Source organism: Candidatus Pantoea formicae (genome assembly GCF_011752625.1).
GTDB classification, from domain to species: domain Bacteria; phylum Pseudomonadota; class Gammaproteobacteria; order Enterobacterales; family Enterobacteriaceae; genus Pantoea; species Pantoea formicae.
The window spans coordinates 687217-711074 of sequence record NZ_VWXD01000003.1 but is presented as its reverse complement, the minus strand read 5'-3'; the positions used below and the strand labels follow the sequence as shown (position 1 = coordinate 711074).

21 protein-coding genes are annotated in these 23858 nt (G+C 50.1%); 12 read left to right on the top strand and 9 right to left on the bottom strand.

Annotated features, from left to right (window positions below; genetic code table 11):
• Window positions 1-7: 7 nt before the first annotated feature.
• The 8 genes from F3J38_RS12000 to F3J38_RS11965 all read right to left on the bottom strand — a co-directional run bounded on the left by F3J38_RS12000 (window position 8) and on the right by F3J38_RS11965 (window position 8562).
• Window positions 8-850, bottom strand: a complete 843-nt coding sequence (locus F3J38_RS12000; RefSeq protein WP_167138620.1) for a WcbI family polysaccharide biosynthesis putative acetyltransferase — start codon at window positions 848-850, stop codon at window positions 8-10.
• Window positions 851-1073: 223 nt separating this feature from the next.
• Entirely contained in the window at window positions 1074-1433 is a 360-nt protein-coding gene (locus F3J38_RS11995) for a hypothetical protein (protein ID WP_167138618.1), read from the bottom strand.
• Between the two features lie 160 nt (window positions 1434-1593).
• The gene (locus F3J38_RS11990; protein ID WP_167138616.1) at window positions 1594-1923 is read right to left on the bottom strand and encodes a YmdA family protein; all 330 of its coding nucleotides are present in this window, start codon (window positions 1921-1923) and stop codon (window positions 1594-1596) included.
• A gap of 671 nt (window positions 1924-2594) precedes the next feature.
• On the bottom strand, window positions 2595-3638 hold the full coding sequence (locus F3J38_RS11985; RefSeq protein WP_205298217.1) for a fimbrial protein: 1044 nt from the start codon (window positions 3636-3638) through the stop codon (window positions 2595-2597).
• A 12-nt stretch (window positions 3639-3650) separates the two neighbouring features.
• The gene (locus F3J38_RS11980; protein WP_167138614.1) at window positions 3651-6200 is read right to left on the bottom strand and encodes a fimbria/pilus outer membrane usher protein; all 2550 of its coding nucleotides are present in this window, start codon (window positions 6198-6200) and stop codon (window positions 3651-3653) included.
• A 53-nt stretch (window positions 6201-6253) separates the two neighbouring features.
• Window positions 6254-6937, bottom strand: coding sequence for a fimbrial biogenesis chaperone (locus F3J38_RS11975; protein ID WP_167138612.1), 684 nt, complete (start codon window positions 6935-6937; stop codon window positions 6254-6256).
• Between the two features lie 48 nt (window positions 6938-6985).
• Window positions 6986-7519, bottom strand: a complete 534-nt coding sequence (locus tag F3J38_RS11970; RefSeq protein WP_167138610.1) for a fimbrial protein — start codon at window positions 7517-7519, stop codon at window positions 6986-6988.
• A gap of 332 nt (window positions 7520-7851) precedes the next feature.
• Window positions 7852-8562, bottom strand: a complete 711-nt coding sequence (locus tag F3J38_RS11965) for a PilZ domain-containing protein (RefSeq protein ID WP_167138608.1) — start codon at window positions 8560-8562, stop codon at window positions 7852-7854.
• A 545-nt stretch (window positions 8563-9107) separates the two neighbouring features.
• Here F3J38_RS11965 and F3J38_RS11960 point away from each other — a divergent pair.
• The 12 genes from F3J38_RS11960 (at window position 9108) to F3J38_RS11905 (ending at window position 19559) form a co-directional block, all read left to right on the top strand.
• Window positions 9108-9467 (top strand): hypothetical protein, encoded by a 360-nt coding sequence (locus tag F3J38_RS11960; RefSeq protein WP_167138606.1) that lies wholly within the window; start codon window positions 9108-9110, stop codon window positions 9465-9467.
• 47 nt (window positions 9468-9514) lie between these two features.
• The gene (locus F3J38_RS11955) at window positions 9515-10213 is read left to right on the top strand and encodes a hypothetical protein (protein ID WP_167138604.1); all 699 of its coding nucleotides are present in this window, start codon (window positions 9515-9517) and stop codon (window positions 10211-10213) included.
• A gap of 34 nt (window positions 10214-10247) precedes the next feature.
• Window positions 10248-10610 (top strand): cell envelope integrity protein TolA, encoded by a 363-nt coding sequence (tolA, locus tag F3J38_RS11950; protein WP_167138602.1) that lies wholly within the window; start codon window positions 10248-10250, stop codon window positions 10608-10610.
• Between the two features lie 268 nt (window positions 10611-10878).
• Window positions 10879-11847, top strand: coding sequence for an HNH endonuclease signature motif containing protein (locus tag F3J38_RS11945; RefSeq protein WP_167138600.1), 969 nt, complete (start codon window positions 10879-10881; stop codon window positions 11845-11847).
• Between the two features lie 143 nt (window positions 11848-11990).
• Complete coding sequence (locus F3J38_RS11940; RefSeq protein ID WP_084935524.1) at window positions 11991-12713, top strand: RNA polymerase sigma factor FliA; 723 nt, start codon at window positions 11991-11993, stop codon at window positions 12711-12713.
• 49 nt (window positions 12714-12762) lie between these two features.
• Window positions 12763-13266 carry a flagella biosynthesis regulatory protein FliZ gene (fliZ, locus tag F3J38_RS11935; protein WP_084935523.1) on the top strand — a complete coding sequence of 168 codons (504 nt, stop codon included), beginning with the start codon at window positions 12763-12765 and terminating at the stop codon, window positions 13264-13266.
• Between the two features lie 131 nt (window positions 13267-13397).
• The gene (locus F3J38_RS11930) at window positions 13398-14384 is read left to right on the top strand and encodes a D-cysteine desulfhydrase (protein ID WP_167138598.1); all 987 of its coding nucleotides are present in this window, start codon (window positions 13398-13400) and stop codon (window positions 14382-14384) included.
• A 135-nt stretch (window positions 14385-14519) separates the two neighbouring features.
• Window positions 14520-15320 carry a cystine ABC transporter substrate-binding protein gene (tcyJ, locus tag F3J38_RS11925; RefSeq protein ID WP_167138596.1) on the top strand — a complete coding sequence of 267 codons (801 nt, stop codon included), beginning with the start codon at window positions 14520-14522 and terminating at the stop codon, window positions 15318-15320.
• On the top strand, window positions 15320-15988 hold the full coding sequence (gene tcyL, locus F3J38_RS11920) for a cystine ABC transporter permease (RefSeq protein ID WP_167138594.1): 669 nt from the start codon (window positions 15320-15322) through the stop codon (window positions 15986-15988). The genes tcyJ and tcyL overlap by 1 nt, the downstream gene beginning before the upstream one ends.
• Window positions 15985-16737, top strand: a complete 753-nt coding sequence (tcyN, locus tag F3J38_RS11915; RefSeq protein WP_167138592.1) for an L-cystine ABC transporter ATP-binding protein TcyN — start codon at window positions 15985-15987, stop codon at window positions 16735-16737. Before tcyL ends, tcyN begins: the two co-directional genes overlap by 4 nt.
• 237 nt (window positions 16738-16974) lie before the next feature.
• Window positions 16975-18063: an acyltransferase family protein gene (locus tag F3J38_RS11910; protein ID WP_167138590.1), complete on the top strand. Its 1089-nt coding sequence runs from the start codon at window positions 16975-16977 to the stop codon at window positions 18061-18063.
• Window positions 18064-18476: 413 nt separating this feature from the next.
• Complete coding sequence (locus F3J38_RS11905) at window positions 18477-19559, top strand: acyltransferase family protein (protein ID WP_167138589.1); 1083 nt, start codon at window positions 18477-18479, stop codon at window positions 19557-19559.
• Window positions 19560-19630: 71 nt separating this feature from the next.
• On the opposite strand, the gene putA is transcribed toward F3J38_RS11905, so the two are convergent.
• Window positions 19631-23575, bottom strand: a complete 3945-nt coding sequence (gene putA, locus F3J38_RS11900; RefSeq protein ID WP_167138875.1) for a trifunctional transcriptional regulator/proline dehydrogenase/L-glutamate gamma-semialdehyde dehydrogenase — start codon at window positions 23573-23575, stop codon at window positions 19631-19633.
• Window positions 23576-23858 lie beyond the last annotated feature (283 nt).

The following is a 23858-nucleotide window of genomic DNA, read 5'->3' as shown; positions in this document are numbered from 1 at the left end:
TTTTCATTCACAAGTTCTGATATTTACTTTCAAGTGAAAGGTAGTAATTTGATTTGAGAAGTTCTTTGAGCAACGTTCTCTGGTTTTGGCTGTCAAAGAAACAGTGATTTATTTTTCCGGCAAGATTAAGCCCAGTCTTTCGCATCATATAATAATCATTATTGTGTGAGCCTAATTGTGGTGCGATGTAGTTTTTTAATAGATCGTTGCCATTTAATTCTACTTTTTTATCTAAGTTAAACACTTTGTACAAGATGGCGCTTAAGAGAATGCTCAAATGATGATTGTTAGGATGACTAACGGTCGAAAAACATTCCGTGTCATTTAATAGTGCGTGTTCATATATCTCTGAATAGTCTATGTAAACTTTTCCTTCCTCAAAAAGATCTTTATATTTTTGAGCGTCGTCTCTTACCATTTTTATCTGCTTTTGTGGACATAGAGACACCTGATGATATTGCTGAACAGATTGAACTATGTTATGTCCCTGAAGATAGAGATGTAAAAATCGATAATCAGCATAGACCATTGAATCGGGCACGCCATCAGAAAAATAGCCTAATTGTGGCGTCGACACACGTGATTCAAGTGTCGGTAACACGGTAAGGTCAAAATATTGACTTAGTGAAGCAGTCGAGAAAGGTCCCCATTTTTCTGAATGATACTGCATGAAGATATGATCGCATCCGTCAAGTTGATGCATAAAATCAATAAGTTGCGTCTTAGGGTTGAGTTTATATATTGGCGTATTATAGACAGAGGTAATTTTTCCTTGGTGTAAGGCGCTGTTTTTTTTAGTCATTTCACCAAGGACTTCCAGCTGGCAGTTTCCAACAATAGCTATATTCAATTTATCTTTCCTCAATCATTTTTACACAAAACCCTGCTATCAGTTTACGATTCAACGAGGTGAGCTAATGAGGAAAAAAGCGACTAAAAACAGTAGTAATGCGAGTGATTGCAGAACACAGCCACGGCAGTCGCTTAGATTTTATCGGGATAAAAAATGTCAATTTACGAGACAAAGCGGCTGCGCTGTAGCTATAAAACGTGCTGCATGAGCTGGTTAACACTCAAACCCGGCGATACCCGATATCCCTTAAATCAGAACACCGAACCTTCGCCTCAAACTCCGTGGTCTTCCCATTATTCTCCAGCGAAAACGGCACCACAATATGCGTGCTGGTCGCATTCAGCGTCGTCGGGTGAATATACAGCGAACCAATCTGCACCTGAAACGTACCAAAAAACGCCGGATTGGCATGATTGAGCAGGTCCTCTTCCACTTCATTCTGCACACGCTGATGGTCAATATTGATGCAGGCTAACTGATCCTGCTGAAAGTCTGTTTTCTTCGCGTAAGCATAAAAGCCGGCGGCACCCAATCCTAAAACCAGCAGTGAGAAGAGTTGACTGCCAAATTTGCTGTGCATCGTTTGATTTCCTTATTCGTGACAACAGAAATCATAATCAATGCAATTAGCCAGTTAATGGGTTTTGCCTATGGTTTGGGCTGTAATAAAAGCGGAGTACCGCTTTACAAATAAAAAAGCCGCGATATTGAATCGCGGCCCTAATCTATTCGTCAGGAAATTAACGGTAATTGACCGTCAAAATGCCTTCACGCTTGGCATCACTCAGCCACTCTAACTGGGCTTCAGAACGGCGGTTGTTGAAAGCAATGGTTTGCACATCGGAAGTGGACAGTGACTGCTGATGATACTCGCCTTGCTCAAAGCAGTTGCTGGTGATGGCAGCATGGTTAACGTTGATACGGCAAGCGGGTTGGTAGATTTCACCGCTGAAGTGAACGCGACCTTTACCCACTACGCCAAACTGCTCGCTGGCAGAAGCGGTGCCACAAGCACCAACCAATAAAGCAAATACCGCAACCTTGCTGAGAGTACCGATATTTTTCATCATTGTTCGCTTCCTTATGCTCTTTGTCACCGTACCAAGATGTGCTGCCCGGATTAGGATTTGTCCGAAGCAGCTTCATTAATGAGGAGCATAGCCTAACCCGTTGATCTACACAGCATACTTTGACTTAAGTAACAGATGTTTTTTCCGATCAATTATCAGTAATTAATTCGCATAAACAATGAAAGGATAGTTGACTACCTTAATGCAAATTTTTTTAGGGGAAGGTTTTTTAACTGGAGCTAACGAGATAAGTCAGTCAGGAATGCTGAAAAAAGGCTGAAGTGGGAATGGGTGAAAAAATATGCAGGTGAATGTGCGGAGAGAAAATTGAAGGCTGTCTGCGTTTTGGTCGGCATAAATGAGGTAATGACCGTCACTTAAGCGCGTTTCGGTCGCCATTAATGGCGACCCTACATGGTTCGGAACGATTTTCATTTGGGCGCATTGATGGGCAATGGCTTAAATAAGCAATTTTTTAATTAAGCGAACGGCCTTACGCCATAAACCACGTCCGTACAGAGGTTCAGCGTGTTTCGTCGGGTGCGCATTAATGTGCATAGAGAGGCATAAAGGTGTACGGCTGAAGGGGCGGCAATATTGAAGGGACTATAAATGCAAAAAGCCGGTGCACTAGGGCACCGGCTTTCACTAAAAAACTCAGCGTCCTAATACTACTTAAACGTCACATCCACATTCGCCGAAGCGGAGAAATCACCGATCTTAGGGTTACTGTTTAGCCAGCGCAGCGTGGCGATAAAGTTATTCTGCATCACCTGTCCATTGGCATAACCCAGCGGCACGCTGGTGTTCATTGGGATAAAGCTGTCTTGGTTGCTGTCAGTTGAGACTGAGATACCAAAACCGCTATCGGCGCTGGGCATAATGATATCTGAACCGCTGGTAGGATAAGTGGTACTGAAGCTGGCGACAAATGTCTGCCCCTGGCAGTCTTGTCCTGCATTGGTCAAATTTGTCACCACCGAAAACGGCACGCGTTTTTCAATCACGCCTGCACTGGCATTGCGCGAGGGTAGGCTACCGAAGTTCACGGTAGCACCATTGTTCGAAGAAATGTTCACCTGCGGCGAGCAGGAGATAAAGCGAATATTACCTAATCCATTGATATAAGCTCGGAAGTTACTGTTGGGCGTGCTGTTTAGGCCTAGCACGCCATCCACCTGAAAGATGGCGTAATCGCCGGTATTCGTAATTTTACCGCTGGCCGGAGGTGTGCTGCCAGTAGCCTTAATATAGATAGAGTAACTGACGGTCACGGTTTGCGAACGCGCGGGCGACAAGCATCGGGAGCCGGAACGACGGCAGATTGTGCCTGCGCCCACATCCGTACGTGACCCCTTCACGGGTTTAATATCGATGCTGTTATAAGTCACACCCACTTCAATTGAGGGATGGATCGACTGCATTTCCCCAACCGGATCCCAATAGAGATACGCATCTTCACCCTCTGGATGGTTATTGGTGTCTTCGCACAAGAAGGTTGAGGTGTAATTTTGTGAACGCCATAAAATGGTGCCTGCCTTGAGCGTGGCGGTTGAAACCTGGATCGGATCCGCGATGGTAATCGGCTGGCGAATACTGCCCGAACCCGCTTCTTTACAGGAAAGGGCAAAACTGCTGTGAGAAAACAGTGCAGCGCTAAGCGCCAGCAGCGTCAGGCAGGCGCGCATCACGCCACGAAATTGAAGAAAACGCATTAAAGCATCCTTTTAATTGGGCGTGCAGCGCAGAGTAAATTCTTGATAACCGGCCAGCGGGCCGCTTTTGATTTCCGGCAAGGTGAGCCAGCAATGCTCGCTATCGGCACTGCCCCAGCGCAGTTGCAAACGCTCACCGCTAGAGACGCCAGACACAAAGGTGCTGCCATCTGTGCCGACGACACCCAGGTTGCTGCCGTTTTGATTAAACACGCTGGCACCGATGGCAGGCACATCGCCGTTTGGCAACTGGGCATGGATCAGCGCACTCTTACCGCTGCGGGTATCAAAGGTCACTCGGCTAATCGCGCCATAGGTGGGCACCACATCTTTTACTGCCAGAGGAATATCCAGATCGGCACCGATATCATCGGTGCGCAGTGCCACGCGGTTGTGGTGGTAGGCAGTCGCAGAAGTCATCACGGCATAGCCAGAACGGTTGATCGCCACGCCGGGCTGGTTCTCAAGGCGTACACCCTGAGCATCTTTGGCTTCTACCAAGACCACGGTGTTTTGCAACGGTTGGGTCAGGGTCAAGCCACCAGAGTGCAGCAGTGCACCGCCGGACAGATTTAGGTTGGTTTGTTGATAAGCACTGCTGTAGGTGTAGCCCAGCTCGGCATTACCGATGCTACCCATATAACCGACGTCGGCGGTGCTGGTCTGGCCCGAATGGCTCGACTTGCCGGTTTGCACATAGTAATTAAGGCGGTTGTCATCCAGCAGGCTGCCGCTCAGCCCCGTGTTATAACTGCTGCCGCCTTGTTTACTGTCGGCGAGGTTAACGGTGGCCGTTACCGGCTGATTATCAAAGGCATTAAACGGCACAGACAAAGTAAAGGAGATGCTGCGATCGTGCTCACCGTAGTTACTCTGGCTGTCCTGCAGGAATACGCCGTAATTCACTTTGCCCCAGCTGCTGTTTAGCCCGGTTTGCAGCGTGCGGTCGCGGTTCTCTGAACCCCAGTAAGTCTGATTGGTTAATGAGGCATAAACAGAGACTGGACCAAGATGCTGATTGATTGTCAGTTCGAGGCGCTGGCGTTTGTTATTGTAAACGTTGGTGTAATAGGTATTAGTGCGCGTATCCGCCCAGGACGGCACGCCATTATCCACCTCGCTGGTATCGGTATACTCGTTGCGATAGCGGCCATTTTCATAATTCGCGCGCTCCGCCACCATGTCACTGAAATCGTAATAGCCGGAGGTGGAGTAGCGGTAACCTGCAATCTGTAATTCGGTGCCGAGGGTGTTGAGCGATTTGGAGTAGAGGAAACGGAAGCTGGCCCCCTGTTTTTCATCTCCATTGGCCAAATCGGTTTTCGACCAGGCCGTATCAAATGAGGTGGCGCCAAACATGCCCAAGCTTTTACCCATCCCTAATACCGCCGAACTGTAGTGATCGGCAAACAGCACGCCACCATAGGGTGTGATGTCATAGGGCAGACCACGAGAAAGCGTGGCCTGTACAAACTGCGGATGATAATTGGTTGAGCCATCCTGGTAGCGGCCAAGGGTAAAAGCGTAATCCCAAATCCCTTCACGCAGCATATTGGTCACGGAAGAGAAGGGCACCGAATAGTGTTGTCGCGATCCGTCCGCTTCATAAATCGTTACCTGCAAGTCACCGCTCAGGGTGCTGGGGTAGACATCATTCAAGGCGAAGGGGCCAGGCGCGACACTGGCACTGTAAACGGTATAGCCATTTTGCTGCACATCTACGCGGGCATTGGTACGGGCCACACCGCGGATCACCGGCGCATAGCCGCGTAGACTATCGGGTAAAATCTCCGCCACGCTGGAAAGTTGCGCGCCACGGAACTGGAAGCTGTCAAACACGCTGTTGCTGGTGCTGCTTTGCCCGAACAACAGGCGGGAGCGCCAGGAGACAATATCCGTTTCTGCCCAAGAAGAGATGGGTGTCCAGTGGCTCTGCTCGCCACTCTGTTTTTGCCAGGTTGAGGTATTGCGCAGCCGCCAGCGACCGAGGTTCACGCCGCTGCGGGATGAAAGATAGTAATACTGGCTACTCTGCGAGCCATTATCATGCAAGCGGTTGTCAGAACCCGTGAAGTTATAATTGACAAAAGCCGCATTGATACCGTTGTCATACACTAACGGTGAAATGGCGCCTTTGGGCACCGGAATTAAAAACACCTGCGGAACCGAGAGATCTACGCGCTGCACGGCGGCGTCATAACTGACGCTGGCATCCTTAAAAGTTTTGGCTAAATCAACACAGCTATCAGGCTGGGTCGTGGTAGGGAGATCGACACCGTACGCCCGCAGTTCGTCAGCGTTTAAACAAGGCGCTATCGGTTTTTCAGGCGTCGGCTTGCGGAATTCAACATCACGATGATCAACCCGTTGTCCGTTCAAATAAATATCGAAGGGATAGCTGCCGGGTAAAATATCATCACCGGTGGCTAATTCGGCAACGGTGGCGGCATCACCGTGGATAAAAGAGGTATTAAAAGCCTCTTCCGCGTGAGCAGAAAAGGCTTGAAGTAAGGCAATGGTGAGAAGGGACAGCTTAACTTTATGATTGTTTGTATTTTTCATACATCATGGTTTCGCGCTTTCATGCACCAAAGGAAATTGCTGTGTGTAATTTTTTATAAAGCGCTTTGTTTTGCAGCACTGTTGCCGCCAAAGTCGTTGATATAGCTGGCCTGTACGCGAGAGGCGGCTTCAGCGCCAGCAGGAAGATTGACCGTCAATTGACCGAAGGCGTTAACCATATCCGCGTTGACTTGCCACTGTTTTCCAGCGGAGTTCGTCAGCTTGAGCACAGAGAACGTAATATTCAGCGGGCCTGGGTTCTCAATCACCAGCTTGTTGTTTTGCTTACGCCACTTCAGGTTTTCCACCTGTTGTTCCAATGTGGTATTCAAGCCAGCGGGGCGATAAAACAGTTTTACGCGCGTACGCACCGCAATTTGCAGCGTATTGGCTTCTTTCGGTGCGGGAGGGATTTCTTGTACGTTGACCCAAAATACCGATTCACGATCCTGCGGCAGACCTTGACCTGCATAGATAAAACGCAGAATGGCCTCTTTATTTCCGGCCAGTTTTAATACCGGCGGAATCACCTGAATCGGAATATCTTTCGGTATTTTGGTCGCATCACCGCGGTCCAACCAGGTTTGCACCATATAGGTGTCATTCTGGTCGTTGCGGATGTCCAGCGAGGCGGATTTCGCATTGCCGTTGTAAACAACGCGACTTTCATCAACCTGAATACCTGCAGCGGCGCTCGCAGAATAAATAAACATAACGGCTGCAAATAACTTTTTCATGGTTTCACTCACTGGGCGCACGCCATCCTTGGCAGTTGCAGATTTAAATTATTTATATTCGATGGTGAAGCTGGTGCTGGCGTTGGCTTCGCCCGGCGTGACGGTCTGATTAAAGGATTTGTAACGCGCTTTCAGGTTAAAGGCCGCAGTACCATTTGGCGCAGCGGTATTGGTACTGGAAGCGGTGACCCACGCGGTGTTGTCATCGGCTGTCTGGTTGATTGGCAGCACTTTCTCGTTGTTATCCAGAATTTCGATACCCACGCCAGTCGCTGCACTTACCGCTAACAGGTTTGGATTGCCAGCCACGGTTGGGCCGTCAAAACGCAGCGTATAGGTGCCACTGTCACAGTTAGACAGATTGATGGTGAAGGCTTTAGAGGCGGTCACATCGCCAATTTTGCTGAAGGCGTTGGTTGGGTATTTACCGATGAAAACTTCTTTGTTGGTGTCGGATGAATTCACGGTACAGGTCGATTTCACAATGCTGCCGGTGAATTTAACGGTGCCGTTGGTCGCATGCGCATTCATCGCCATCAGGGTCAACACAGCAGAAGCCAGAGGTAACAGAATCTTTTTCATCAGGTACTACTCCAAAGTGGGAATTCAGTTGGTTTTTGTTATCCCGATTCCGACTGAGCAGCAGGGTTTCAGCGCATCGCCAGCAATTCGTGATAGTCATTAGGATTACTCTTAACTGGCGATGACTATAAATTTCTGGACCTGATCGATTGATAGTTGTTAACACTTAATTTTCGAATAACTATCGATAAAAACATTTCTAGCTTGTTTACATTTGCGATAAGTACAATCTAACTTAACTTTTCGGGGGCTTGGCAGATCCCGGTGATTTTTATAAATACATAAAAACCAATTGGTTATGATTTTTATGCTGATAAAACCATCAAGCTGGCTTAACGGATTCTTTGTAAGCGTTTGATATCGAGAGTCAACTCCATTAACACGTCTTCGATACGGCGCGTCAGCGTTGGACTGGGTTTGGAGAAAGCACAAGCGAGTGAAAAGTAATTTGACTGCGTGCTGGAGTTAGCAAAATGCGTGATTTCTTTCACGTTGAGCAGCGTTAAATCTACCGGGTATTGACCGTAATTTTGTAGATTTAGCGTCATGCTTTTGAGCAACATGCCAGGCTTAGTCAGCGTTGGTAGAGTCTCTGAACAGATTAATTGCACGCCACGCGACGAAAGATCTTTAATCACCATACGGTGCACGTAGCCGTCGCGAAAACGTCCTTCGCAAATAAAACCGAATTGCTCTGGAATCGTCACACGTACACTGCTACGACGCTGGGTGATGACGATCTCTGACGGAAAAGAAAATGTCAGTTGATGGGCTGCCGAAGAGTGGGCAATTAAATTTGCGTCAAATTCAATTTTTTCCGTGCTACCCTGGATCACCATGGAAAAAGTGCTGTCGAGCGTAACATCATCGACTTCTGCAATAACCTGGAAACCACTTAAGTCCAGTTCGATAAAGTGGCTGCTGAGAATTTTATCACCATAGGTAAACTCAACGCTGCCATTGCGTTTTTTTGCCTCGCGCAACATAGCCAGTATTTCGAAACGATCGGTTTTCGTGACTTCCTTGAAACTAGTATTGTCCATAAATACACCAATTCTAAAAAACAGCCAGTCGTTAACCTGAGAGTAGGGGGTTAACTCTATGAATTTATGATTATTATTGGGTTTAAAGCCTGAGGTTTCGCTGTGTGAGAATACAGGCTGCATTGCAGAGGAGAATAGATAAAATCAATAGAACTGACTCCGGTAATAAGTTAACCGGAAACGTTTTAAAGGCAGAAAATATCCATTAGGTGTTGGAAAAAAGCCGCGCTCTGCAAGTCTTCTTTTTTAAAATGCCTGCGTAACGTTCATTCTGTCAATTAGAAATGTAAAGAAACTGTATTGTACCTACTAATATTAGTAGGTTTCGCATTGTGGATTCCATCAGTTTTTGATGGGTTTACGATGAGGTAAGAGTGAGGCAGAGTGCGTGGTGGCTGAGTTTTGGTCTCTCTGAATGCCTATAAACGTTCACCCATGCTAACTTTTCCAATATGTTCCCCAATCATGATCAGCATTTTTTGTTAAGTCTGTTTTGAGTTAATTGGCGTTAGAATCCTGCGAAATTTAATTAAATGGACTTTGCTATGGGGAAGAGCGTATTTATTCCTTTGCTGGCTGTTGCTTGCATGGGATTGGCGTTTGCCAGTTACAGCAGTTGGGAGAAAAATAACGAGATACAGCAAGACCGATTAACTTGCCCTTTAATCAAGCCTGAGCAAATTATCAGTAGCCTAGAGCGTGATCTACTGAATAAACCGGCAGAAGCATTTTTCCATAAAAGTCGGATTACCATTGGGGCACTGCATATTGCCAGTGAGAGTATTCAACTTGAACAAGGAACGCACTATTCGGTTCCCTTCACCATTACCGGGCGCATGGAACGGAAATATATCGCATTTGTCAGATGTTCAGATCTAAAAGATATTACCTATAATAAATCATAATAAATTTGTGAAATCGATTTTGATGTTTCAAGGATGAGGCTCTAGTTATGCTTGCTGTTAATTATCGTCGATCGTTTTTCTATCAGGATGAGCTCTTAAATACTGAGTTGCATTATTATCGCAACCACGTGGTTATCTTTTTCCAGTCTGATGTTTTTTTATTGATCCCCCCTGAAAAAGGCAAGTTAAAGAACACCCTTCTGAGGGAGGATGGCCTGAGATGGCGTAAGCTTGCTTACCTTTGGGTTGATGAAATAATTCATTTATTCAAGGTTTTAGGTTTCACTCCAAACACCAAGTCTGCCTCGCTGGCACAGAAACGCAGTCTAAAGAAGATCCATAATAATGGCACCGAATTTGAATATGCTTTACCGAAATTGGGCGCATTAGTAGAGAAAACCCTTATCACCAACAATACCGTGCTGACCTGCAACTATAAAGGCAGTGAAATAACGCATGCTTCGGGGCATTGGCTTAATGTCAATTATCAAGGAGAAATCGAGTATGGTTTACGACGTTTTGGGCAATGTATTAAGCAACACGGCAATCCGCTTAAATTCTCTACGGAAGAAAACCCTGCGACTGAGAATAAAACAGGGCTAGACTTTAGTATTCTGGCTGCGATGATGAATTCACATTACTCATTTAATCAAATGAACGATTTTCAGCGAGTCGCTAAATCTGATGCTGATCGTTACCTCAACCGACATCAGCATGTGCTCAATTTGGCGGCAAATCTGTTATAAATAAGACTCTTTTTCTCATCACAGGACGTGATACATGCGAATTCTTGCCTTTGCTGCTCTTATCTTGGTGGGCTGCACGCCGATCAAACACCCTCAGTCCCATACTGAAAAACCACCGGCTCCTGTCGTCACCGATCTCAAAAGTTACTATCTTGCCGTCCAGTACGCGATTCAAAGTGAGTTTTATGATGCTGACCATTACATCGGCAAAACCTGCAATTTGCGCATCGACCTTGATGACAAGGGGCAGCTAAGCGGCTTACATGTTTACAGCGGGGATTTATCACTTTGCACTGCGGCGATGGACGCGGCAAAGCAAGCTGAGCTACCCGCACCACCGTCAGCGCAGGTGCATGAGCAGATGAAACATGCTGTTTTAGTCTTTGCGCCGCAGTAGAAGTGCGCAATAAATCGTGCTGCTATCGATCCAAGTTGGAGGTCGTAGCGGCGCAATGTACTGCGTAATTATCTTAACCAACCATCATTACCCAGTAATTTATCCCAACCAAAACCAAATTTTCTCTCACTCTTCAGCCCGATTTCCCCCAGCACCCTATAACGCAAGAAAAGTAACCAGCCTGTTACAGTCCCAGCTAAAAATGCCGATAACTTCCCCAGAATCATTCCAATTTTTTCGCACGACTTTTTTGTTTTCTGGGGTGTCTATGCGCTTCAATTATGACTTGTTACCGGGTGAGCAGCTGACTTTCGAAGAGATCGCGTTGCGCTATGCGCAGCAGCATCCTGATGAGAAAGAACTCACCGCACGCGGGTTGCTGAGCCCGTCGACCAGCTTTCGCAATTTGGTGATCCGCGCGGTGTTCGCGCAGGAAGAGATCAATAGCCCGCTGGAGGATCTGCTGTTCGTATCGGAAGATAACGAGCGCAAAAACTATCTGCGTCGCTTTGAGCACTATTTAAAAAATCAGCAGGCTTTCCTTTATTTCCGGCGTAACGATGAAATAAAGAAAGAGGGACGCTGGAAAGTGGTGGGTGAAACCCAGGTCTATGCCATGCTCGATCCCAATTCGGCGGAGGCGCAGAACTTACTCAGCAGCCGGGGGTTCAAGCTGGTGCTGATGCGCCAGACGGAAGAGGATGAGTACTGGCAGTTGTTCGATTCCCAGGCGCATCCTTGCTTTCCGCTGTCGCGCAAGATTCAGTTCCTGGTGGTGCTGAGCACACCGCATCATAAAGTACCAACGGCGGTGATGCCCGGCACGGAGGTGGGGCGTCGCGTGAAAGCCAAAGTACTACAGCGCGCCAGCCAGGCGGAGTTCAGTTCGGCGGTGAAAGCTCGCTACGGTGCCTGCATAATTACCGGCACACAACTCACGGAACGTCATAGCTGGCCTTGGGTGGAAGCCTGCTATATCGACACGCAAGAAAATGAAGAGGGATTTTTGGCGGATAACAGTGTCGATAATGGTTTGTTCTTGCGTAGCGACTTACAGCGACTGTTCATCAATAAAATGATAAGCATCGACGCGGAGACTGGGCAGGTTTTATTTAATCCTGCACTGGAAACAGAAGCGCCGATAAGCGATTTTTATCAGACGCTCGCAGGAAAGATCTGTGTGCTGTGGGACGCCGTGCCGCCTGGCACGCGGCAACGGCTGCGTAATCTGCGCTAGCCGCTGCGCTTATGGCGGTGCATTGCACCGCCATCCATAACAAATTTGAAATAACCTCGCTTTTTCCTGTCTATTCTGCCAATCAAAACCCCTACAGAATTGGATAATCATGCCGATAACTTTATTAACGCAGGGTAGTCAACGTGAACGATCTCTATACGCCCGATGGCGTGATGGATAAACATTCGCTCTGGCAGCGCTACGTTCCTCTGGTGCGGCATGAAGCGTTGCGCTTGCAGGTGCGTTTGCCAGCCAGCGTTGAGCTTGACGATCTGCTGCAAGCGGGTGGTATCGGATTATTGAATGCCGTGGAGCGTTATGACGCGCTACAAGGCACCGCCTTTACCACTTATGCCGTGCAGCGTATCCGGGGCGCAATGCTGGATGAACTGCGCAGCCGCGACTGGGCACCTCGCAGCGTACGTCGAAATGCGCGCGAAGTGGCTGGTGCCATGCATCAGGTAGAACAAGCGTTGGGGCGCTCGGCTACTGAGCAGGAAGTGGCTGAACAGTTGAATGTTTCGCTGGAAGAGTATCGGCAAATTTTGCTCGATACCAATAACAGCCAACTCTTCTCCTATGATGAATATCGAGAAGAACACGGGGACAGTGCGGAATTGGTGACGGAGGGGCATGAGGAAGCCAACCCGCTTCATCAATTAATGGAAGGAAACCTGCGTGACCGCGTAATTGAAGCGATCGAGGCATTACCCGATCGTGAAAAATTAGTGCTCACACTGTACTACCAGGAAGAACTGAACCTGAAAGAGATTGGCGCAGTGCTGGAGGTGGGAGAATCCCGCGTCAGCCAGTTGCACAGTCAGGCGATAAAACGCCTGCGTGCCCGATTGTCGGGGGCGCGCTGACAGAATCAGTTCCTGGGATCGAAAAAATAATAAAACCGGGGACTCAGCAATGGGAGCCAAAGCCAAAGCCAGACCTTTAAGTCGCTATCTTAAAGACTACAAACACAGCCAAAGCAACTGTTCACATTGTGGCAAGGTTTTAGACCGCATGGCGTTAGTATTTCGCGGCCAGATCATCAATAAAGAGGCCATCGCTCGGATGGACCAAATGATTGACGACCAGGTGTGGATGAAGCTCCAGCCGGAATTAACCGCGTTATGTCGTTTCTGTAGCGATATTTTTTGTAATACCCATCCAAATTACTTCGATATCATGGCGTTTAAGCAGTATCTGTTTGAACAGACCGAAATGAGTCACAGCACGATTCGTGAATATGTGGTTCGCCTGCGTCGTCTTGACGACATGCTGAAAGCGAAAAATTTCCCGGCAGACAAATTACGGGGTAACAGCTGGCATGAGTGTCTGGAAAATGATTTGCCTGACGCGGGTAACAACAATTACCGCATTGCACTGCGAAAATATGACCAGTTTTTAGGCTGGCAGCAGGGCTAATTGTGATCCTACCCTTGTTGTCGCTGAGCATAGCGACAACAAGGGCCGCACACGGCGAATTCCGGGTGCGACTTTTCTCATCTTCTGCAACACTGTATGGATAATTGCATATTGCCCGAATGGAGGCTGCATTGTCCTTACACCTTTTGCACCAGTTCCCACGTCTCGAATTACTCGGTGCGCCGACGCCGCTTGAGCATTTGCCACGGCTTTCTGACTACCTTGGCCGTGATATTTTTATCAAGCGCGATGATTTCACCCCTGTCGCCTTAGGCGGCAATAAACTGCGCAAGCTCGAATTTCTCGCTGCCGATGCGCTGCGTGAAGGGGCTGACGTCCTGTTGACGGCGGGGGCTATCCAGTCAAACCATGTGCGCCAGACCGCTGCTGTTGCGGCACGTCTCGGATTGAAATGCGTGGCCTTGCTGGAAAATCCGATTGGCACCACCTCTGAAAACTATCTCTCCAACGGTAACCGTTTGCTGCTTGACCTGATGGATGTCGAGGTCGTCATGGTGGAAGCGTTACATAATCCGACTCAGCAGTTGGCCGAACAGGCGGAACGCCTCGAAGCGCAGGGTTTCCGTCCATATGTGGTACCCGTGGGGGGATCAAACGCGTTAGGTGCGTTGGGTTATGTCGAATGTGCCCAGGAAATTGCCCATCAGAGCGAAGGCGTGGTGGATTTCGCCGCCGTGGTGGTGGCTTCTGGCAGCGCCGGAACCCATGCGGGCTTGGCGGTCGGGCTGGAACATCTGTTACCGCAAAGCGAACTGATTGGCGTGACCGTTTCAAGGAAGGTCGAAGCACAGTTGCCGGTGGTGGAGCGTATTCGTACTGCACTGGCGGAACAGCTGGAAGTTCAGGCACATGCGCCCATTACATTGTGGGATGACTATTTTGCGCCACGCTACGGTGAACCGAATGAAGAGGGGATGGAAGCAGTCAAGTTACTGGCACGCCTTGAAGGCATCATGCTGGACCCGGTGTACACCGGCAAAGCGATGGCGGGCCTGATCGATGGCATTGCGCAGAATCGCTTCCGCCGTGAAGGGCCGCTGCTGTTTGTGCATACCGGCGGATCGCCAGCGTTATTTGCTTATCATCCTTCGGTCTGAGACAGCGCCAAAAAAAAGTTTATAATCCGGCGGTTATTGCAGCCTGAAGTGCGCAATAACGCCAATAACGAAAGGGCGGCAAACATGGGTTTCGCTGCCCACAGCACACAACACATCACAATAAATGGGGTAAACATGGCTTTCTCTCCAATTCGTCGCCAACTGGTGATGGGCATGATGGCGGTCGCGCTGGTCGCGGGCGTTAACGTCAAATCTTTCGCAGCAGAAGATCTGCTGGCGCAGGTGAAAAGCAAAGGCGAACTGCGCGTCGGTCTGGAAGGCACTTATCCGCCGTTCAGCTTCCAGGACGAAAGCGGCAAACTCACCGGTTTCGAAGTTGAATTTGCGCAGGAACTGGCTAAGCATCTCGGGGTAAAAGCCGACCTCAAACCGACCAAATGGGATGGCATGCTGGCCGCGCTGGACTCGAAACGTATTGATGTGGTGATTAACCAGGTGACGATTTCACCTGAACGTAAGAAGAAGTATGACTTCTCCACCCCTTACACCATCTCTGGTGTGCAGGCGCTGACGCTGAAGAAAAACGCTGGCACCATTACCAAGCCGGAAGATCTGTCTGGCAAGAAAGTGGGGGTTGGCCTCGGTTCTAACTACGAGCAGTGGCTGCGTGATAACGTCAAAGGCGTGGACATCCGTACTTATGATGATGACCCAACAAAATATCAGGACCTGCGTTCAGGCCGTGTTGATGCCATCCTGGTTGACCGTTTAGCGGCTCTGGATTTGGTGAAGAAAACCGGCGATACCATGGCCGTTGCAGGCCCTGCGTTCTCCCGTCTGGAATCAGGCGTCGCGCTGCGTAAAGGCAATGACGATTTGCTGAAAGCCATTGATGCGGCGATTGCCGACATGCAGAAAGATGGCTCGCTGAGCAAACTGTCTGAGAAATGGTTCGGCGCGGACGTCACTAAATAATGCAGGAAAGCTTACAACTGGTGCTGGATTCAGCACCATTTTTACTCAAGGGCGCGCTGTTCACACTGCAGCTCAGTATCGGCGGGATGTTCTTCGGCCTGGTACTTGGCTTCGTGTTAGCACTGATGCGCCTGTCGCATTTCTGGCCGATTAACTGGCTGGCGCGTATCTATGTGTCGATTTTTCGTGGCACACCGCTGATTGCTCAACTGTTTATGATCTACTACGGTCTGCCGCAGTTTGGTATTGAACTGGATCCGATACCCTCCGCCATGATCGGTCTTTCTCTTAATACGGCCGCTTATGCCTCCGAATCACTGCGTGGCGCGATTGCCGCCATTGAACGTGGTCAATGGGAAGCGGCGGCCAGTATCGGAATGACGCCGTGGCAGACCTTGCGCCGTGTCATCCTGCCGCAGGCTGCACGTACGGCGTTACCTCCGCTCGGTAACAGCTTTATCAGTCTGGTCAAGGACACCTCACTGGCTGCGACCATTCAGGTGCCAGAGCTGTTCCGCCAGGCACAGTTGATTACCTCGCGTACACTGGAAGTTTTCACTATGTATCTGGCGGCATCGCTGATTTACTGGGTGATGGCTACCCTGCTGTCGGCGTTACAAAACCGCCTGGAAGCGCATGTGAATCGACAGGATCGGGAGGTGAAATGAGTGCGATTGAAGTACGTCAGCTGGTAAAACAGTTCCATGGCCAGACGGTTTTGCACGGTATCGATCTCGATGTCGCGCCGGGCGAAGTGGTGGCAATTATTGGACCGAGCGGATCAGGCAAGACCACCTTACTACGCAGCATCAACCTGCTGGAAGTGCCTGACAGTGGCCGCGTCACGGTGGGCAATATCACCATTGACGCCAGCATAGGCCTGAATAAGCAGAAAGAGCAGGTGAGACGCTTGCGCCAGCAGGTCGGTTTCGTGTTCCAAAACTTCAATCTGTTCCCGCACCGTTCAGTGCTGGAGAACATCATTGAGGGGCCGGTGATCGTGAAGGGTGAACCCAAGGCGGAAGCGGTTGCACGTGCACGCAGCTTGCTGGAAAAAGTGGGTTTGCATGGCAAGGAGGAGAGCTTCCCACGCCGACTTTCGGGTGGGCAGCAGCAGCGTGTGGCCATTGCCCGTGCGCTGGCCATGCGTCCTGAGGTGATCCTGTTTGACGAGCCGACTTCGGCGCTCGACCCCGAACTGGTAGGTGAGGTGCTCAACACCATTCGTGCACTGGCGCAGGAGAAACGTACCATGGTGATTGTCACCCATGAGATGAGCTTTGCACGGGATGTGGCCGATCGCGCCATCTTTATGGATCAGGGCCGCATCGTGGAACAGGGCGCCGCAAAAGCGCTGTTTAGCAATCCGCAGCAGGCACGCACTCGGCAATTTCTTGACAAGTTTCTTAATCAATAGACTCAAGCGCCGTCTGGATCTGACGGCGCTTCCTTCTTTTTGCCTGCTTTAATCTCCCTCAGTTTCTTCTGAAAAATTTTTCGCCCCTGTGCAATAACTCACTGAAATAAAAACTTTTTATATAATTTAGAATTGATTTGGCAACAGGTGAAATCATTTTTAAGACCCGCCCGATTGAGACAACTTTGTAAATATAAATAATTCTTTACAAATTCATGGCGCAATCAGGATAAAACAATGAGTAATGCCAGAAATGAGGTCCTCTGGATCAACACGCTAAAAGGTGCATGTATATTGCTGGTGGTGTTGCACCACTCAATCATCACCACCTTCGCTCCTTCGATACATCATCTCACCGCCGGTATTGTTCCGGCGCACTGGTGGGTAACATTTAATACCTATCTTTCACCGTTGCGTATGCCTGCCTTCTTCTTTGTCTCTGGGTTGCTGGCTGCCAGTTCTATCGTTAAGAAGAGCTGGAAAGAGGTATTCACCAAGAAGTTCAGTAATATCGTCTACCTGTATTTACTGTGGGGAGCGATCCAATGGCTAAGCATCCACTACATTTCGACGCATTTGGGAGAACGTCTCTCCAGTTCCAAGAATGCTGCTTATGCGGATTCACCCTTTGAGTTTCTCAAGCTGTTGATGACCGCCATGACCAGCCTGTGGTACCTCTATGCGCTGGCCGGGTTCTTCCTGTTCACTAAGCTGTTCCATCGTCAGAAAATTGCGCTGGTATTGCTGGCTATTCTGGCTAACTATGCGGCGCAGTTCAGCCTGATACCAGGCTGGGGACCTGCAAGCGTGGCGCAAAATTATCTCTACTTTTTGCTAGGGGTGTTCTTCAGCCAGTCTCTGATTGAGATAAGCCAACTCAAACGTCAGCACTGGTTGCTGCTGACTGTCATCGCGTTAATCGGTGTGGCGCATCATGTTGGTGGTATCTATAAAAACCCGTTCTACAGTCTGCTGACCATCGTATTTGGCATTGTGGTGTGCCGTTTCCTTAATGAACGGTTTAATATGGCGTGGCTCAACTGGATTGGTCGTAATACGCTGCAAATCTATGTGCTGCACCGTATCTTTATCGAACTGCTCGGGCTGAGCGCGATTGCGATTGCGCTGCACTACGGCTGGTTCGGTCATGCGGCATTCAGTTGGGCGTGGGCGTTACTGATGCCTGTCACTGGAGTGGCAGTGTGTGTGAGCGTCTCGCTATTGGTATGGACAATGTTAAATCGCGGGCCAGGGCGCGTTTTATTCTTGTATCCGCGTCTTCTGCGTAAACCGGCATTAGAAGCTAAATCCGCACCATTGCAATAATTGATAAGGGCCAGTTTACTGGCCCTTATTATATCCACATAGCACACCTGAAATATTCCCGCTTATCCATTTGCCACATTTAATCATTATCTGAAAAACATTTGATTATTATCTGGCTGTTGCCGTGGTGGATTGTTCTCAATTTTCCCGCCTGAAAAGGCATGCCGAATTTTCCGCGCTGTGAAGGTTAACCCCTCAATTTAAGGCAAATATTCTTAGTCTGCTTAGTATTCGAAGAATAGCTGGGACTGTAAAGTATTGTTATATCAGGGCCACGAAAAGGCTTTTAGGACTTTCGCTACAGTCAGTGCGTACAGGCGTGTTTAATAATCGTTAAATAACCAGAAATGCTTCATTGATTTTTTCCTCATACTTCTCCTTTTAAGACCTACACAGCATCGGGAGTAAACCATATGAACAACGCCAGAAAAGAAGATATTGCTTGGGTCAATACCCTTAAGGGGGCATGTATATTGCTGGTGGTGTTATATCACACCGTATTACCCGGATTTGAAGGAACGGTGAAATATTTGACGGCGGGTTGGATCCCAGCAGAAATATGGGTGCACTTTAATACCGTTTTATCACCGCTGCGTATGCCAGCCTTCTTCTTTGTTTCTGGCTTGCTGGCAACCAACGGGATTTTGAATCGCCCGTGGAAGCAGGTGTTTACCAGTCGTATTACTAATTTGTTCTATCTCTATATTCTTTGGGGCTTTATTCAGTGGTGGTCGATTGTAGGCATTTCCACTGAGATCACCGGACAGCGTATTTCGCAGAACCTGAATGCGGCCTATGCCGGTTCGCTGTTTGAATTCCTCAAGCTGACCTTCATGGCGATGAGTACCTCGTGGTATCTGTACGGTTTAGCGCTGTACTTCCTGTGCGCCAAGATTTTCCATAAGCAGAAAGTGGCGTTGCTGGTGGCGGCGGTAGTACTTAACTATCTGGCCGTTGAGAAGATCATTCCGTACTGGGGACCGCAGAGTGTGGCGCAGTATTTCCTGTTCTTCCTGGTGGGGGCATTCTGGAGCCCATTGATGTTGCGGTTGAGCGAATGGCGTCGTGAAAATATCCTGCCATGGGCATTACTGGCTGCCGCTTCAGGCATCCACATTATCTTTGGCTTGGATAAGAGTCTGTTCCTGTGCATCATCGCGGTGCTGGTGAGCGTGGCGGCTTGCCGCTGGCTTAATGCGCACTTCAAGATGACGTACTTTAACTGGATTGGGCGTAACACACTGCAGATATACGTGATCCATCGTATCTTCATTGAGTTCTTTGGCATGTCAGCGATTCTGTTTGCTCAGCGCCATCATCTGTTTGAACATGCGTGGTTCTCGGTGATGTGGGCGTGTTTCTATCCCATCGCGATTGTGGGTATCTGTTCGCTGTGTTCAGTGGCGGTATGGTCTCTGACCAACCGTGGATTGGGGCAGTCGCTGTTTGTGTTCCCGACCTTAATCGGTCTGAAGCGCAGCAAGTCAGCGGCATAAAAAAACCAGGTGCGCATTGATGCGCACCTGGCTCCAAACCGCACAGTCATAATGACGTATTTGAATTTTTATTAACCAATCGTCATCAAACTCGCATTCCCCCCCGCCGCGGCGGTATTCACACTCAGCGAACGTTCGATTAACAGGCGTTCAAGCAGCAGATTGGTCTCGCCACGAGCAAAGCCCTGCACCGAAACAATCGCTCCATCACGCGCTGCAACCTGCTCGCACAGCGTACGCAGCTGGTCGGCATCGCCATGATGAATTACCGCATCAAACTCTGCCGCCAGCACATCTTTCACCAGCGCTACACGTGACTGCACAGCGCCAGGCAGACTGGAACGCAGCCCACGGTGCAGTTCATCGTCCTGCCAGAGTACCGTGCTGCCTACGCTGGTCACTGCCGCTAACTGTGTTAATGCATCCTGTTCATTATCCGCAATACACAGCACATGCTCGCGAGGGAGCAGGGTGAAGGTGTTGCGCTCACCGGTTGGTCCCGGCAACAAACGAACAGTACCGGCCTGTGCCAGTTCATCGTAACGCTGGCACAGCGCTAACAGCTCTGGCTTATCTTGCGCCCAGCTTTGCAAAGCCTGATGTGCGCTCATTAGTTCGGTACGAACGCTGCTATCGACGGGGCGTTCAGCGTCCTGGCGATCAAAGGTCTTGCGTAACGCACCATCCGGGCGGTTGGACAGCAGACGATAGAGATAGAGCGGACCGCCTGCTTTTGGACCGGTGCCCGACAAGCCTTCGCCACCGAATGGCTGAACGCCGACCACTGCCCCGACCATGTTGCGGTTGACATACAGGTTGCCGACTTTTGCTCCTGCTGTAACCTGCGCGATGGTCTCATCAATACGCGTATGCACACCCAATGTCAGACCATAACCCGAGGCATTAATCTGCTCGATCAACTGTGGCAGGCTGTTACGGGCGAATCGCACCACGTGCAGCACCGGACCAAACACTTCTTTATCCAGATCGCTCACCTGATCCAACTCGATCAGCGTAGGTTTGATAAAGGTGCCACTGTTCCACTCTTTGCTGTCTTGTGGATTGTCCTGTGCCGCCTGATAGACGGTGAAACCTTTGTTACGCATCGCCTGAATGTGGCGGTCAATGTTGTCCTTGGCTTCGGCATCGATGACGGGGCCAATGTCGGTCGACAGGCGCTCTGGATTACCCATGCGGCATTCGGCCATGGCACCACGCAGCATCTTCAGCGTGTGATCTGCCACATCGTCTTGCACACACAGCAGGCGCAGTGCTGAACAGCGCTGTCCCGCACTGTCAAACGCCGAGGCGACAATATCCACCACCACTTGTTCGGTCAGTGCGGAAGAGTCAACGATCATGGCGTTCATACCGCCAGTCTCGGCGATCAGTGGGGTTGGACGGCCTTGTGGATCGAGGCGGCCCGCCAGATTGCGCTGTAACAGCGTGGCAACTGCCGTTGAACCGGTGAACATCACTCCGCGGACTCGTTCGTCGCCGGTCAGCTGTGCACCCACGGTTTCGCCCTGGCCTGGCAGCAGTTGCAACACGCCAGCAGGCACGCCAGCATCCAGCATGATCTGCACAGCCTGTGCGGCAATCAGCGGAGTCTGCTCAGCCGGTTTGGCCAGCACGCTGTTCCCTGCCGCCAGTGCAGCCGCGATCTGCCCTGCGAAAATCGCCAGCGGGAAGTTCCATGGACTAATGCACACCACGGGACCCAGCGGACGGTGCGTTTCATTATCGAAATCGTCACGCACCATGCCAGCGTAGTAATAGAGGAAATCGACCGCTTCGCGTACTTCGGCAATCGCATTGTTATAAGTTTTACCGGCTTCACGCACCAGTAAACCAATCAATTGCTGCATCTGGCCTTCCATCGCTTCGGCTGCACGTTCCAGAATGGCCGCACGCTCTTGTGGCGGGGTGGCGAACCAGATCGGACCGGCATTCACCGCCGCATCCAGCGCTTCCGAGACTTCGGCTTCACTGGCTTCGCGTACGCTTCCTACCACATCGGCAGGTGCCGACGGATTCAGCACCGGACGGCTGACGCCTTCACCCAGCGCACCTTCCACCAGAGGTTGTGCAATCCATGGCTGGCTGGCGCTGTTGAGCAGGGCACTGGAGAGTGACGCCAGACGATGTTCGTTCGCCAGATCCAGACCGGCAGAGTTAGCACGTTTCTCACCATAGAGGTCACGCGGCAAAGGAATTTTCGGATGCGGTAAACCAACGGCACCTTCACTGAGCGCCATTTTTTCAACAGCGGCAACCGGATCGGCCACCAGTTCGTCCAGCGGCAGCGTGTTATCGGCAATGCGATTCACAAAGGAGGTGTTGGCACCGTTTTCCAACAAACGACGCACCAGATAGGCCAGCAGAGTTTCATGCGTGCCGACTGGGGCATAGATGCGGCATGGACGGTTGAGCTTGCCGTCGGCCACTTTACCTACCACCTGTTCATACAGCGGTTCGCCCATGCCGTGCAGACACTGGAACTCATACTGACCCGGATAGTAGTTGTTGCCCGCCAACTGATAGATGGCTGCCAGCGTGTGCGCATTGTGGGTGGCGAACTGCGGGTAGATCAGGTTGGGTACGGCCAGCAGCTTACGAGCGCAAGCCAGATAAGAGATATCGGTGTACACCTTACGGGTGTAAACCGGGTAGCCTTCTAATCCATCGATCTGAGCGCGCTTGATTTCACTATCCCAATACGCCCCTTTGACCAGGCGGATCATCAGGCGGCGACGGCTGCGTTGCGCCATATCGATCAGCGAATCAATGACAAAAGGACAGCGCTTTTGGTAGGCCTGAATCACAAAACCGATGCCATTCCAGCCATCCAGCTCTGGCTCGAAGCACAGTTTCTCCAGCAAATCGAGTGACAGTTCCAGACGGTCCGCTTCTTCGGCATCGATGTTGATACCAATGTCGTAAGAGCGTGCCAGCAAGGTGAGTGATTTAAGAATCGGATAGAGTTCTTCCATCACACGCTCATATTGCGCACGGCTGTAACGCGGATGCAGTGCCGAAAGCTTAATGGAGATACCGGGGCCTTCATAAATGCCACGACCATTAGAAGCTTTACCAATCGCATGGATCGCCTGCTGGTAAGACACCAGATAGGCTTTGGCATCGCTGGCGGTGAGGGCCGCTTCGCCCAGCATGTCATAGGAGTAACGGAAGCCTTTCTCCTCCAGCTTACGTGCGTTAGCCAGCGCTTCGGCGATGGTTTCACCGGTAACAAACTGCTCGCCCATCAGGCGCATCGCCATATCCACGCCTTTACGGATCAGTGGTTCGCCGCTTTTACCAATAATGCGGTTCAGCGAGCGCGACAAATTGGCTTCGTTATGGGTCGACACCAAACGACCGGTAAACAGTAGACCCCAGGTAGCAGCGTTAACGAACATTGATGGACTGCGGCCCAGGTGTGACTGCCAGTTACCGTTGCTGATTTTATCGCGGATCAGGGCATCACGGGTTGGCTTATCAGGAATACGCAACAGCGCTTCCGCCAGGCACATTAAGGCTACGCCCTCTTGAGAGGAAAGGGAGAACTCCTGCAACAGACTTTGCACCATTCCAGCGCGTCCGGTTGCCCCTTTTTGGTGCCGAAGCTTATCAGCAAGGCTATAAGCAAGCTGATGGGTTTTCTCTGCCAATGGGGCAGGGAGACGTGCCTGTTCCAGCAGCATGGGTACCGCATCAGTTTCCGGCCGGCGCCACGCGGCGGTGATGGCAGAACGCGTGACCGACTGCGGCAAAATATGTTCGGCAAAGTCGAGGAAAGGCTGGAATGACTCGTCTGGCGCGCCTTCTTCACTGATGGAATCAGCAAGTTGCACAGGAATTTCTGGCAGCCCTTCACCGGCTTCCAGTTGCGAAAGATAGTTAAAAATCGCCTGTTTGATCAGCCAGTGTGGCGTGCGGTCAATTTTTCCTGCCGCCAGTTTAATGCGATCGCGGGTGGCTTCATCCAGCTTCACACCCATGGTGGTGGTTCCCATGATTCCCTCTTCCTCAAAATATGAATCGACATCAGCGTGGGCTGCACTATCACTCATGTTGCAACTTTGTGCAACCGTGTTAAATGTGACCTGAGTTGCACGTTTATCACTGCTTAAAAGCGGCTTCGTGAAAAAACGGCACAGAACTTGCTGCAAGAAGCTCGCCAAAGTTGCAACTCCGCTCAAAGAGAGCACTCTCATGTTAAGTAAGGTGCAACTGAAAGTGTGAGTGAGTGCAACCTATTGGCATTAAAAAATCGAAGTCAGGTGAAACCAGTGTGAC

Bases quoted from the DNA above. Each gene is read 5' to 3' on its own strand.
- F3J38_RS11965 (WP_167138608.1), bottom strand. From the start codon at position 8,562: ATGGACAATACTAGTTTCAAGGAAGTCACGAAAACCGATCGTTTCGAA.
- F3J38_RS11980 (WP_167138614.1), bottom strand. From the start codon at position 6,200: ATGAAAAATACAAACAATCATAAAGTTAAGCTGTCCCTTCTCACCATT.
- tcyN (WP_167138592.1), top strand. From the start codon at position 15,985: ATGAGTGCGATTGAAGTACGTCAGCTGGTAAAACAGTTCCATGGCCAG.
- tcyJ (WP_167138596.1), top strand. From the start codon at position 14,520: ATGGCTTTCTCTCCAATTCGTCGCCAACTGGTGATGGGCATGATGGCG.
- F3J38_RS11945 (WP_167138600.1), top strand. From the start codon at position 10,879: ATGCGCTTCAATTATGACTTGTTACCGGGTGAGCAGCTGACTTTCGAA.
- F3J38_RS11995 (WP_167138618.1), bottom strand. From the start codon at position 1,433: ATGCACAGCAAATTTGGCAGTCAACTCTTCTCACTGCTGGTTTTAGGA.
- F3J38_RS11985 (WP_205298217.1), bottom strand. From the start codon at position 3,638: ATGCGTTTTCTTCAATTTCGTGGCGTGATGCGCGCCTGCCTGACGCTG.
- F3J38_RS11910 (WP_167138590.1), top strand. From the start codon at position 16,975: ATGAGTAATGCCAGAAATGAGGTCCTCTGGATCAACACGCTAAAAGGT.
- F3J38_RS11990 (WP_167138616.1), bottom strand. From the start codon at position 1,923: ATGATGAAAAATATCGGTACTCTCAGCAAGGTTGCGGTATTTGCTTTA.
- putA (WP_167138875.1), bottom strand. From the start codon at position 23,575: ATGGGAACCACCACCATGGGTGTGAAGCTGGATGAAGCCACCCGCGAT.
- fliZ (WP_084935523.1), top strand. From the start codon at position 12,763: ATGGGAGCCAAAGCCAAAGCCAGACCTTTAAGTCGCTATCTTAAAGAC.
- F3J38_RS11905 (WP_167138589.1), top strand. From the start codon at position 18,477: ATGAACAACGCCAGAAAAGAAGATATTGCTTGGGTCAATACCCTTAAG.
- F3J38_RS11970 (WP_167138610.1), bottom strand. From the start codon at position 7,519: ATGAAAAAGATTCTGTTACCTCTGGCTTCTGCTGTGTTGACCCTGATG.
- tolA (WP_167138602.1), top strand. From the start codon at position 10,248: ATGCGAATTCTTGCCTTTGCTGCTCTTATCTTGGTGGGCTGCACGCCG.
- F3J38_RS11975 (WP_167138612.1), bottom strand. From the start codon at position 6,937: ATGAAAAAGTTATTTGCAGCCGTTATGTTTATTTATTCTGCGAGCGCC.
- F3J38_RS11960 (WP_167138606.1), top strand. From the start codon at position 9,108: ATGGGGAAGAGCGTATTTATTCCTTTGCTGGCTGTTGCTTGCATGGGA.
- F3J38_RS11955 (WP_167138604.1), top strand. From the start codon at position 9,515: ATGCTTGCTGTTAATTATCGTCGATCGTTTTTCTATCAGGATGAGCTC.
- tcyL (WP_167138594.1), top strand. From the start codon at position 15,320: ATGCAGGAAAGCTTACAACTGGTGCTGGATTCAGCACCATTTTTACTC.